Here is a 12,669-nt window from a genome sequence, read left to right as displayed (position 1 = left end):
TGTTATCTATCAATGATATAATATTTTAGAATACATTTATGCGAGGTTTTTTATGGCAAAGTTATACTATAGATTCGGTACCATGCAGAGTAATAAGAGCAACCAGATTATTACGACACATCATCAGTACACTACACAGGGGAAAAGATGTCTTGCATACTCAACACCTGTGGATACGAGAAGCGGATATAAAAAAATTAAGTCGAGAATCGGGCTGGAACTCGATGCGGAGTATATATCAGAAAGTATATTTGATGATGTTAAGGCACTCCATGAAGAGAAAGCAGTTCATGTTATTGTAGTGGATGAAGCTCAGTTTCTTTCAAAAGAAGACGTGCATAATCTCAGCGATATCACTGATGAACTGGATATACCGGTTATCGCTTTCGGATTGAAGACGGATTTCAGAAACGAACTTTTTGAGGGCAGTAAAGCACTTCTTGAACTCTCGGATGCCATAGATGAATTAAAAACAATCTGTCAGTTCTGCAATAAAAAAGCGACATTGAATATGAGACTCCTGGACGGGAAACCGGTAAATGTCGGGGAAACTATTCAGATCGGTGATGAGGAATACGTTCCTGTATGCAGAAAGTGTTATAAAAAACGACTTGAATTAGTTTAAAACAGGTGGACGACAGTCTTCCTGTTTTTTTCTGTCATCAATCTTTTATGGGATATTGTATAATATGATTACTAATTATTTTAATCAAGTTTTAAGAAATCTCTAATTCATTTAAAGTAATCATGCTTTATATTTAAAATGAACCTATAAGGAGCGAGTAGAATGCAGAAAATTTTGATCGTAGAAGATGATGAGAAAATTGCACGTGTCATTCAGCTTGAACTTGAGTTTGAGAACTATGAAACTGCAAATGCCTACACAGGGAAAGAGGCATTGGATAAATATGAAAATAAGCACTTTGATTTGATTCTTTTAGATGTGATGATTCCTGAGCTGAATGGTCTCGAAGTGCTGAGGCGTATACGTCAGCACGATGATGCCGTTAAAATTATTATGCTTACTGCGAGAGATGCTGTAATGGACAAGGTCAGCGGTCTTGACTCCGGGGCGAATGACTATGTCACAAAACCGTTCGAAATTGAAGAGCTGCTGGCAAGAATACGTACACAGTTGAAGGAAAGCATTCAGAAAAATGAGGATAATGAGACGGTTTCAGTGCGTTGTATCGACGTTGTACCGTCTTCAAGAGAAGTCTTTGTAAAGGGTGAAAATGTGTATCTGACACAAAAAGAGTATGACTTATTTTATTATCTTTTGGAGAATAAAAACAGGGTGATGTCCCGTGAACAAATTATAGAAGCGGTCTGGGGATATGATTATTTCGGCGATACAAATACAGTGGATGTTTATGTCAGATATTTGAGAAAAAAATTGGATACGGAAAAAGAGTCTGTAATCACGAGTGTTCGTGGTATCGGCTATATTATTAAGGAATAGCTTATGAAACTGGGAACTAAAATACAGCTCTATACCACTGTAATGATTGCGATTGTTGTTGTGTTAATTAACGTTTTCGTTTATTTCTCCTATAAACATTTTTCTCTTGAAGCGGAACTGGGGCAGCTTGAAAACCGTGCAGTTAATATTATGAAACAGATCCAGGATGCGCATGCGGATGGTGTGAGTACTGAAACGGTACTTCAATCACCACTGTTATCAGATGGATATATTACAGTATTAGATGAAACAGATAATCAAATTGCGCGGGTTGCGACTGATGCACGTTATGCTCAAATAATGGGTGAATCATACAGTACTGGACAGTATACAGACGAGGGAATACATGATGATATCCATTTTGCGATGGTATCGCTGCCCATTATCTGGGATGACGGATCAGTTAAGAATATGCAGATGTATGAAAATATAGGCTTCTTATATGACACTTATGAAATTTTACGATGGGTACTTGCAGTGTCTACTTTGATTATTATTGTGATTACATTTTTGCTAAACCGTATAATCACCAATATTGTAATTACTCCGATTAATAAATTAATTAATAAGATGAGAAGGACAGACAATACAAGTGCCTATACAATGCTTGAGGTGAACCGTAAGGATACGAAAGAGCTTAAGGAACTGTCCCAGTCATTTAACGATATGATGCTTGATTTAAAGGCTCATGATGAGAACCAGCAGGCTTTTATTATGAATGCATCACACGAATTAAAAACACCAATAACGGTTATAGACTCATACAGTCAAATGTTAAAAAGATTCGGCAGAGAAAAAGAAGATTTGCTGGATGAGAGTATCGCTGCTATTTCTGATGAGGCCAAACGTATGAAATATTTAACAGAGCAGCTTTTAAGTTTTGCGAAAGTGACACATCACTCAGAACATTTTAAACCAACCGAAATCAATGTAGTAAATGTTGTTGAAAAAATTACAGAGAGACTTGAAGCAGTGTACGGCAGGAAAATTAACCTCTCCAGTAATAAGGAGACTGTGAAAATTAAGGTGGACACAGATACATTTGACCAGTTAATTAAAATTTTTCTGGATAACGCCTATAAATACAGTAATGATGAAATAACGGTAGGTATTAAAGATAAAGATAATACAGTTGATATTGAAATCAGTGACCGGGGTATCGGAATACCACAGGAGGACCTGGAACATATTTTCACACGTTTTTACCGGGTGGATAAGGCGCGTGCGAGAAAAACAGGGGGTTCAGGTCTCGGCTTGTCAATTGCGGAAGAACTGGCAAAGCTGAATGAGGCGGAAATAAGCGTGAGCAGTACACCTGATGAAGGGTCAGTATTCACAATCAGCTTTAAAAAGTCCGGTTTTAAGAAATCCGGGTCTTTTGAGGAGGTGGATGATGAAACGAACAGTTAAGATATTAATTGCACTTTTGGCAGTGGGTATAGGAATTTTAATAGGTATCACTATTGTAACGTCAGTCGGCAGCGAATATATGGATGAAGCCGAAGCCAGGTCAATGGTAGAAGAGCGGTATCAAGGGGAAATCACAGAGGTTTCTTTGTCTGAAAATGAAGAGATGTATACCGTTACGCTGGAAGACGGAGCAAAACTTTATACAATAATACTGGACCGGGAAAATTACAGTGTCTCAGAAATGAGTGAAACAGATAATCCGAATGCAGAAGAGCAGGAGAAGAAAGAAGGAGAATCATCCGGAGGGAATGATTCATCTGAAAACGAAACTTCTTCTTTGATAACAGATGAGGAAGCCCGGAGTATCGCCTCTGAAGAAGTAGGGGGAGAGTTTTTGCAGTCTGCCTTGAATGATACGGCAAACCCGGAGGAATACCTTGTAATGCATTTAGTTGATGATGACGATGAAGCAGCCATTGTTTCACTGAATGCAAGAACAGGAGAAATTAATAGAGTGATATGGCTGGAAATTGATTTAAACGAAATCGGAGATCTTGGCGCATTTATTAAGGAAGTTGCTGAATATAATGCGGAAAACCCATACTATTACAGTGAATTTGATTATGAAGACGGCGAGTATGAAGAATATGATAATTAAGACGGTACAGGAGTACCGTCTTTTTTTATTGAAAAATATAATAACGCAAATCAAAAGCTTAAACTTAAAGGTATAATTTGATATACTTTGTATTGGTAATGATACTCATTTTCACTGAGGTATATAATGTTTGGAGGTGTGTACTGCTGATTGAATTTAAAGAGGTAACAAAAGTATTCCAAGGTTTAAACGGAAGCTTTAATGCACTGGATAACGTCGGGCTCTCGGTAAAGAAAAACGAGATTTTTGGATTGATTGGTGAGAGTGGCGCGGGGAAGTCGACTTTGATGCGGTTTATCAATGCACTGGAGGTACCAACGAGAGGACATGTAATTGTTGATGGTATCGATGTATCGACACTCGGATCAAGGAAGCTTAGAGTGTTCCAAAAAGATATCGGTATGATTTTTCAACAGTTTAATCTTCTTAACAATAAGACTGTGGAAGAGAATATCCGTCTGCCGCTTGAATTACATAAATATGAAAAGCCTTTATCGGTTGAAGAAGTATTGAGTTTTGTCGGATTGGAAGATAAGAGGTATGCATATCCGGGTCAGTTATCAGGCGGGCAGAAGCAGCGGGTAGGTATTGCACGAGCACTGATTACACGGCCGAAAATACTGCTCTGTGATGAACCGACATCTGCACTCGATGAACGTACTACAGAGGAAATTATTCGGGTGTTAAAACGGGCGCACCAGACATTTGATGTGACGATAGTGATTGTAACACATGAATTGAATGTTATTAAGCAGCTATGTGACAGAGCGGCAGTACTTGAAGACGGAAGAATCATTGATGTCATCAGCATTGAAAATAATGCCGGAGAAACGGATGGTCCTGTTAAGTCATATTACGAAAGAGTCTTAGAGGTGTTAAAAGATGAGTGATATATTTAACACTTATATAGAAAGAGTCATTGAGTTTTGGCCGAGTCTCCTCGAAAGCATCGGGGAAACCGGAATTATGATGGGCTTTGCTATGACAGCAGCGATACTTCTCGGTCTGCCGCTGGGGACACTCTTGTTTCTGACTGCTAAAGGCCAGCCGATGCAGAATGTGTTTATTTACCAAACAGCTAATGCTTTTGTGAACATTGTGCGTTCATTTCCGTTTTTACTGCTGGTCGTTGCAATGCAGCCTTTTATCCGGGAGGTTTACGGGCGTGCAACGGGAGATCCTGTAGCAGCATCGTTTCCTATGATGCTTATTGCGATTGCATTGTATGCGCGGTTTGTCCAACAGTCGCTTCTTGATGTACCGAAGGGCGTTACAGAAACCGCAAGATCTATGGGTGCGTCTACACCGCAGTACGTTACAAAGTTTTTATACGTTGAGGCCAGAAGTTCTTTGATTATCGGCTTTACTACAGCGTTTGTGAGCTTTATATCCTATTCAACAATTATGGGAGTTGTCGGCGGAGGCGGTATCGGAGATTTTGCAATCCGCTACGGCTACCAGCGTTACGAGACCGATATAATGTATACTGCAATTATTGTTATTATTATTATTGTTCAGCTGCTTCAATGGCTGGGATTAAAACTTGCAAAGAAATTAGATAAACGATAAATAATAAAGGTGGAATTATAATTATGATTAAAAAGTATTTGTTATTATCCATATTCAGTGTTGTACTGCTTCTTGCTGCATGCGGCAGTGATGAGAATTCAGAAGAAACCGCAGATGAAGGTGAAAGTTCAGACGAAGAAACTGTCATCAGAGTTGCTTCACAGACAATACCGATGACTGAAGTCGTGGAACTTGCCGGCGAAGCTATTGAAGAGCCATATTCAGTAGAACTTGTTGAAGTATCTGACAATATTCAATATAACGAAGCGCTTCTTAATGAAGAAGTGGATGCGAGCTTTGCACAGCATGAACCTTTCATGGAGATGTTCAATAATGAGCGTGACGGAAATCTAGTTGCTGTTCAGCCGATTTATAACGCGATAGTCGGTTTTTATTCCCCTGTATATGATTCGGTTGATGATATTGAAGACGGTGCGGAAGTAGCGATCCCGAGCGATCCATCGAATGAAGCGCGTGCATTAATGATTTTGGAACAGCATGATTTAATTGCGCTTGAAGAGGGTGTAACGTATGAAGCGACGGTTGATGATGTGGTCGAGAATCCGCATAATCTGACATTTACTCATGTGGATTTACTTAATTTAACGGCATCTTATGAAGATGGTGTGGAACTGGTGTTTAATTATCCTACTTATATTGAATCCATCGGTTTGACGCCGGAGGATGCTGTATTCCTTGAGGAAGACGGCGACAATACTTTTGCTATTCAACTGGTTGCCAGAGAAGATAATGAAAACAGCGAGGAAATCGAGGCACTTAAAAAAGCATTCACTTCACAGGAAGTTTATGATTTCTTATCAGAGTTATCGGAAGAAGGACACTTAGAGCCTACTTTTGAAGTGACGGAATAAGATTAAAAAGGGCTCAGTTGCATATGCAACTGAGCCTTTTTATATTTGCCTATTTTCTGAAAGTCTCAAAGAAGCTTACAAGGCTTAACCCGAGTAAAGAAGCTGCCCCTTTACTGCCTTCAAATCCATGACCTGCTTTTAAGTGCTTGAATACGGCTGTGCCGAGAACAATACTGATGAGCAGTGTACCAAGGCGGGTAAATGTCTTGCCCAAAAATGATAAGAACAGGAGTCCTGCGCCGGCTGCTTCGAGATAACCGGCAATTTTCATCTGTGGAGCACTGACTTCAAAGGTATCTTCGAATTCTTCACCCATCTGCCCCTTCTTTTTTACTTTCTGTAAACCGCTGTTAAATACACCTTTACCAATATAAAGATTAACTAAGTACTGCAGCATGAAATGTTCACTCCTTATGTTTAATTGACTGCTTACTATTTATACCCTTTTCATTTAATGAGTACACATCTTTCACTTAAATTATATACAGTAATCAGACTAGTAAAATCATGATATAATTTGATAATATAGACAGTAAAATCAATGAAAAAGTTTTGGGTAGATAATTATGGAGAATAACCACATTCAAAAAGAAAAAGCCAGATATCTCGCGGGACTTGACGGCTTAAGGGCAGTTGCTGTCATCGCGATTATAATATACCACCTGAATCCAGAATGGCTTCCGGGAGGTTTCTTGGGTGTGGATACCTTTTTTGTTATATCGGGGTATTTAATTACAAGTCTCCTTCTGTATGAATACCGTACTAAAGGTACAATTGATTTAAAAGGTTTCTGGATCAGACGTTTTAAACGGTTAATTCCTGCTGCGTTTTTTATGATTACAGCAGTCCTTACATATACTTTGTTTTTTGAAATAGAAATGATTCAGCGCATGAAACAGGATGCGGTGGCTGCATTTTTCTATGTATCAAACTGGTGGTACATTTTTCAGGATGTCAGTTATTTTGACAGCGCTGAGAGTCAGCCGCTTCTCCACCTGTGGAGTCTTGCGATTGAAGAACAGTTTTACTTAATCTGGCCGCTGGTTTTCTTTTTATTAATCAGAAAAAATAAGAGTATGGCAGGGGTATTCGGTATAACGCTGTTAATCTCTTTAATATCGCTGGTAATAATGGTTGTTCTTGCAGAACCGATGCAGGACAATTCAAGGGTGTATTTTGGAACGGATACCCGTCTCCAGACACTGCTTCTTGGTGTGATGCTTGCATACATCTGGCCGCCGTTTAAGTTGAAACGGGCAGTGGATGTAGATGTGAAAAGATGGATTGACGGTATCGGTGTTGTATCGCTGTTAATACTGATTTATTTCTTTTTTACAGTGAATTCTTCCGACTACTGGATATACTTCGGAGGTCTGTATTTAATATCTGCAGTCACGCTGTTATTAATCGCTTCAAGTGTGCATCCGTCAACGATGCTTCCGAAAATCCTCGGCAACCCTGTGTTTTTATGGATTGGTACCCGCTCATACAGTCTGTATTTATGGCACTATCCTGTCATTGTATTGATGAACAGACATTTTATACAGGGGCAGATTCCTTGGTACATCATCATTATTGAAGTGATTATGACAGGCGTATTTGCAGAGGTATCATACCGGTTTATTGAAACACCGATACGTAAAGAGGGATTCCGTGCATTATGGCCGGTGAATAAAGCCCGTATTCAGGCGGGAGTGAGAACAGTTGTTTTTGGAGTGTTCATCATAATCAGTGGCGTTGTTTTGACTGGGATATTCGACCATCACCAGGTGAATTTAGGTGACGGCAAAGAAACGGAATTCGTAGTAGAGGGAAGTAATGAAAGCATCGTATCTATTGATGAGGAAGGTGAAGCGGTGAACCTTCTGGAGGAAGCGCCGTTATTAATCGGTGACTCTATCACAGTTGATATTGGGGAATATATATCCGGGAATATACCGAATGCAACGATAGACGGTGCTGTTGGCAGACAGTTGAATGATACGCTTGAGCTTGCCCGTGAAAAGTATGATGAATATAAAAGTAAAGAAGATATTGTCGTGCTGCAGCTTGGGACAAATGGTGATTTTACAGACGACACACTGCATGATTTAATCACATTTTTTGAGGATGCGGATATATATTTTGTAAATACGAGAGTTCCGAGAGACTGGGAAGGTAATGTGAATGAGCATATTTATGATGCTGCAGAACGTTATGATAATGTCACATTAGTTGACTGGTATACCTATTCAGAAGGACAGAATGGATATTTTGCGAATGATGGTGTGCATTTACTGCCGGAAGGTGTTGAGGCACTTTCCAACCTGATTATAGATACAATCAGAGATAATCATAATCCGACTAAAGGAGAGGTGGACATTGATAGAAATCAGATACGAAGCGCCAAATAATAGGGAATACAGAGAGCTGAGAAGAGTATGCGGACTGACTGTATATTCACAGGAAGCAGCAGCTAAAGGGCTGCCGAATGCATGTCATAATGTCATGCTTTATAATAAGGCATCATTAATTGGTATGGGGCGTGTGGTCGGTGATGGTGGCACAGTATTTCAGATTGTAGATATTGCTGTACACCCTGATTACCAGGGGCTCGGTTACGGGAGAAAAATCATGGATGAAATTATGGTGTTTTTGGATTATGCTGCAGAGGAGAGTACGTATGTAAATCTGATTGCAGACTATCCAGCAGATAAACTTTACGAACAGTATGGTTTTAAGACAACTGAACCTGCTTCTACAGCGATGGCGAGAAGATATTAAAAGTATTGAAATGAACGGCACCGGCCGATTTTTGGGGCAGGTGTCGTTTTTATGTCAAGATTTACTCCAGACATCTGTTGAGTTTTTGTCTGAATGAGAATATAATGCTGTTCATATGTGAATTTTACTGCCTGATAAAACAGATTATTCTGTAATTTTATTTCTTCAATGGAGGTCTTCGTTATTGAACAGTTACTGAGTATTATACTGCTTCTTGTTATTTTAGTTATTTTTACGTTATTTACTTATTATGCACCATACGGCAGTGATGTCATGGGAGCTCTTGCTACAGCAGCAATTGCAACTTTTCTCGTTGAGGCGCTTCAGCGTTATGTTATCGGTGATATTTTTAATATCCCGTTTTTACAGGAAACAGGAACAGTCGCAGGGGAATTGAGCGGCGTTATCGTCGCGTTCCTCGTTGCACTGGCAATGAATGTCAGACCGCAGAATGCAGCGATACTCGCCGTCTCATTCGCTGGAATCGGTTTGATTCCGGGAATGTTCTCGGCATATCTTATTGCATTTATCATTATATTTATAGAGAAGAGAGTGAAGAACGGTCTGGACTTTATTTTTATTATTCTGCTCTGTGTCCCTCTCGCCCGCTTACTTGGGGTTTTGATTACACCGTTGGTAGATGGTTCGCTTCTTCAAATTGGTGAACTGATTCAGGCAGCTACGCTGACGAGCCCGCTTATAATGGGACTTCTTCTCGGAGGTATTATAACAGTGGTCGGCACATCACCGCTCAGTTCAATGGCCCTGACAGCGATGCTTGGTCTGACAGGAGTGCCTATGGCTGTTGCTGCTCTCAGTGCATTTGCGTCATCATTTATGAACGCGACACTGTTCCACAGATTGAAAATCGGCCAGTTGAAATCTGTAGTATCTATTGCTATTGAACCGTTATCAAAGGCAAATTTGGTATCAGCAAATCCAATTCCTATGTATACAACGAATTTTGTCGGCGGTGGACTTGCCGGAATGATTATTGCTTTATCCGGAATGGTTAATGATGCACCGGGTACGGCTGCACCGGTTCCCGGACTGTTGGTTATGTTTGGTTATAACCCTGCAGGACAGATTTTGATGTATGCAGCAATATGTGCTTTGGTATGCCTTGCTGTCGGTATTATCGGATCAATAGTATTCAGGAATTTCCCTGTGTATAATAGTGAAGTGCTGAATCAAAAAGAAAAATATGAAAATTAATCTTAAAGTATGGGATGAAAAATCTCATACTTTTATTTGTTAACTTTTTGTGAAAATAATCACATTAGAAAGGTTTTATTGTATAATAAAAGTGTTAAAAATATTACATATTTCTATCTGTGTTTTGGGGAGGAAAGAAAATGAGTAAGGAAAAGAATAAAAAAGAATTCAAGCCGTGGTGGATTTTAGCAGCCTTTTTAGTAATGATTGTGATTAATCTAATGCCTGTACCGGATGCCCTTGGTGTAATCGGGCTCCGGGCGTTATCCATTCTGGCATTTGCTGTGATTATGTGGGTGACAGAAGCGGTCAAATATCCGGTATCATCAGTAATGATTGTGGGTCTGATGATTATACTGCTCGGGTTCAGCCCTGTCGGTGATCTCGGCAGTGTTCTTGGGGTACCGGATTTATCAGGCAGTGATATGCTCGGAACACAGGCGGCGTTATCATTGTCATTTTCCGGGTTTGCAACGTCTGCAGTAGCACTCGTTGCAGCAGCGTTATTTTTGGCGAGTGCGATGCAGATTACCAACCTGCATCGAAGGCTCGCGTTGTATGTACTTAAAATCGTCGGGAATAAAACCAATGCGATTGTCATGGGTACAATTCTTGTATCCATTATTCTGGCGTTTTTTGTGCCCTCTGCAACAGCACGTGCCGGTGCTGTTATACCGATATTAATTGGTATGATTGCAGCATTTAATATGAGCAAAGAGAGCAGGCTGGCAGCGTTACTGGTAGTGACTGCGGTACATGCAGTCTCTATATGGAATGTCGGGATTAAAACTGCAGCGGCACAGAATATTGTTGCGGTAGGTTTTATTAACGAAGCAATGGGAATGGATGTATCGTGGCTTGAATGGTTTATCTACGCTGCACCATGGTCAATATTGATGAGTGTTGTTTTGTATTTTGTAATGACTAAGTTATTCAAAGCAGAAACAAACGAAATTAAAGGCGGCCGGGAATTGATTCAGTCTGAAATTGAAAAACTTGGTCCGATTAAACCGAGTGAGCTTAGATTGATTGTCATTGCAGGGCTGCTTCTGATTGCATGGGCAACAGAGGGTGTACTTCACCCGTTTGATTCATCTTCAGTGACACTGATTGCTCTCGCGGTGATGCTGTCACCGAAAATCGGTGTGTTTACATGGAAAGAAGTTGAATCCACAATTAACTGGGGGACTATTATTGTATTTGCCATTGGTATCTCGCTCGGAACGGTACTGTTAAGAACAGGTGCAGCACAATGGCTGTCTGATGTGACTTTCGGAGCGATGGGGCTTGATAATATGCCGTTAATTGCTGTCATCGCCCTGGTCAGTATATTTAATATTTTAATTCATCTCGGTTTTGCCAGTGCCACGAGTCTCGCATCAGCATTAATCCCTGTGTTTATCGCACTGACAACGACATTGAACCTTGGAGATTCGAGTCTCGGGTTTGTATTAATCCAACAGTTTGTGATTTGTTTCGGTTTCCTTTTGCCGGTGAGTTCTCCGCAGAATATGCTGGCATACGGTACGAACACGTTTACCGTTCAGGATCTGCTTAAGTCGGGAATCGTTATTACTGTTGTCGGTTATATTCTGGTTCTGATTCTTTCTGCGACGTACTGGCAGTGGATTGGACTGTTATAAGGCTGCGGACACTCTACCAGAAAGTAATGGCTACAAAAAATGTTACTATGGAAAGAACGAAAGATGTGATTAAAACTGCAAGGAGCGGCCGTGCCGCTCTTTCTTTTATGTCTTTAAAAGATACTTTAAGCCCGAGAGCCGCCATTGCCATTGTCAGAAGCAGGGCTGTCAGTTGATCGATATAGTAGAGCACATTTTCAGGGATGGTAAAGAAAGTGTTAATCAGGCTCATGATGATGAAGCCGAACAAGAAATAAGGCACTGCCACAGCGTTACGACCTTCTCCAGGCGATTGATATTTTTTCATAAATACTATTAACAGAAAACACACCGGTATTAAGAGAAGTACACGGCTCAGTTTGGCGAGTATGGCAAGAGACAGCCCTTCATCACCGGCCTGAAAGCCTGCAAGCGCAACGTTCGCCACCTCGTGAAGACTGAGACCTGTCCAGACAGCATAGCTCTCAACTGACATATCAAAAGCGTTATATATGAATGAATATATAAGTGCAAACACAGTGCCGACAAGCGATATAATGCCGATGCTGATTGCTGCGTCCTGCTCTTTGGATTTTATGATAGAGCTTGTTGACGCAATAGCTGCAGCCCCACAGATTCCGGTACCAAACCCCAGTAGAACAGCGATATTTTTGTCACCTTTGATCAAAGAGTTGATTAAAATCATTAGTCCGATACTGAAAATAATCACCCCTGCACTGATTAAAATAAGCTGGGGACCGTCTTTGAAGACGATGGATATATTTAATTTTAGACCATAGAGTATAACAGCAAGTTTTAACAGACGTTTCGCTGAAAATTCAAGCCCGGATTTAAATGCCTCCGGATACCCGAAAAACTGCCTGTATATGACAGCAGTAAATATTGCTGCAGCTAATGCACCGATATTGTTCAACAGCGGAAGACTTGTAATAAGCATACTGAATAAAGCGGCTGCGAACGTAATAGCAATACCCGTTATAAATCGTATATTTGGATGTTGTGTCTTCATTATTATCACCTGATAAAAGACTATCATTAGCTGTGTTATAATACTAATGCTATTTTAATATATAAAGT

13 protein-coding genes are annotated in these 12,669 nt (G+C 40.2%); 11 read left to right on the top strand and 2 right to left on the bottom strand.

Annotated features, from left to right (window positions below; all coding sequences use genetic code 11):
• The first annotated feature begins 52 nt into the window (after positions 1–52).
• The 7 genes from ACFSX4_RS10650 to ACFSX4_RS10620 all read left to right on the top strand — a co-directional run bounded on the left by ACFSX4_RS10650 (position 53) and on the right by ACFSX4_RS10620 (position 5,971).
• Complete coding sequence (locus ACFSX4_RS10650; RefSeq protein ID WP_377774411.1) at positions 53–625, top strand: thymidine kinase; 573 nt, start codon at positions 53–55, stop codon at positions 623–625.
• 162 nt (positions 626–787) lie between these two features.
• A complete protein-coding gene (locus tag ACFSX4_RS10645; RefSeq protein WP_377774409.1) occupies positions 788–1,462 on the top strand; it encodes a response regulator transcription factor in 675 nt (224 codons plus the stop codon).
• A gap of 3 nt (positions 1,463–1,465) precedes the next feature.
• Positions 1,466–2,872 (top strand): sensor histidine kinase, encoded by a 1,407-nt coding sequence (locus ACFSX4_RS10640; RefSeq protein ID WP_377774407.1) that lies wholly within the window; start codon positions 1,466–1,468, stop codon positions 2,870–2,872.
• Complete coding sequence (locus tag ACFSX4_RS10635) at positions 2,856–3,530, top strand: hypothetical protein (RefSeq protein WP_377774405.1); 675 nt, start codon at positions 2,856–2,858, stop codon at positions 3,528–3,530. Before ACFSX4_RS10640 ends, ACFSX4_RS10635 begins: the two co-directional genes overlap by 17 nt.
• A gap of 77 nt (positions 3,531–3,607) precedes the next feature.
• Positions 3,608–4,420, top strand: coding sequence for a methionine ABC transporter ATP-binding protein (locus ACFSX4_RS10630; RefSeq protein WP_377774403.1), 813 nt, complete (start codon positions 3,608–3,610; stop codon positions 4,418–4,420).
• On the top strand, positions 4,413–5,099 hold the full coding sequence (locus ACFSX4_RS10625) for a methionine ABC transporter permease (protein WP_377774401.1): 687 nt from the start codon (positions 4,413–4,415) through the stop codon (positions 5,097–5,099). Before ACFSX4_RS10630 ends, ACFSX4_RS10625 begins: the two co-directional genes overlap by 8 nt.
• A 23-nt stretch (positions 5,100–5,122) precedes the next feature.
• Positions 5,123–5,971, top strand: coding sequence for a MetQ/NlpA family ABC transporter substrate-binding protein (locus tag ACFSX4_RS10620; protein WP_377774399.1), 849 nt, complete (start codon positions 5,123–5,125; stop codon positions 5,969–5,971).
• 49 nt (positions 5,972–6,020) lie between these two features.
• On the opposite strand, the gene ACFSX4_RS10615 is transcribed toward ACFSX4_RS10620, so the two are convergent.
• On the bottom strand, positions 6,021–6,368 hold the full coding sequence (locus tag ACFSX4_RS10615; RefSeq protein ID WP_377774397.1) for a hypothetical protein: 348 nt from the start codon (positions 6,366–6,368) through the stop codon (positions 6,021–6,023).
• 169 nt (positions 6,369–6,537) lie between these two features.
• Here ACFSX4_RS10615 and ACFSX4_RS10610 point away from each other — a divergent pair, with 169 nt between their 5' ends.
• The 4 genes from ACFSX4_RS10610 (at position 6,538) to ACFSX4_RS10595 (ending at position 11,592) form a co-directional block, all read left to right on the top strand.
• Positions 6,538–8,364, top strand: a complete 1,827-nt coding sequence (locus ACFSX4_RS10610) for an acyltransferase family protein (RefSeq protein WP_377774395.1) — start codon at positions 6,538–6,540, stop codon at positions 8,362–8,364.
• Positions 8,333–8,734 (top strand): GNAT family N-acetyltransferase, encoded by a 402-nt coding sequence (locus ACFSX4_RS10605; RefSeq protein WP_377774393.1) that lies wholly within the window; start codon positions 8,333–8,335, stop codon positions 8,732–8,734. The genes ACFSX4_RS10610 and ACFSX4_RS10605 overlap by 32 nt, the downstream gene beginning before the upstream one ends.
• A 183-nt stretch (positions 8,735–8,917) precedes the next feature.
• Positions 8,918–9,949, top strand: a complete 1,032-nt coding sequence (locus ACFSX4_RS10600) for a PTS sugar transporter subunit IIC (RefSeq protein WP_377775379.1) — start codon at positions 8,918–8,920, stop codon at positions 9,947–9,949.
• 140 nt (positions 9,950–10,089) lie between these two features.
• Entirely contained in the window at positions 10,090–11,592 is a 1,503-nt protein-coding gene (locus ACFSX4_RS10595; RefSeq protein ID WP_377774391.1) for an SLC13 family permease, read from the top strand.
• 13 nt (positions 11,593–11,605) lie between these two features.
• Here the strand turns inward: ACFSX4_RS10595 and ACFSX4_RS10590 are convergent, their stop codons facing one another.
• Positions 11,606–12,601: a YeiH family protein gene (locus tag ACFSX4_RS10590; protein WP_377774389.1), complete on the bottom strand. Its 996-nt coding sequence runs from the start codon at positions 12,599–12,601 to the stop codon at positions 11,606–11,608.
• Positions 12,602–12,669: the final 68 nt, after the last annotated feature.

Origin of the sequence: Corticicoccus populi (genome assembly GCF_042686195.1) — a bacterium.
GTDB lineage: Bacteria > Bacillota > Bacilli > Staphylococcales > Salinicoccaceae > Corticicoccus > Corticicoccus populi.
The sequence above is the reverse complement of the archived record's forward strand: the minus strand, read 5'-3'. Positions and strand labels throughout refer to the sequence as shown.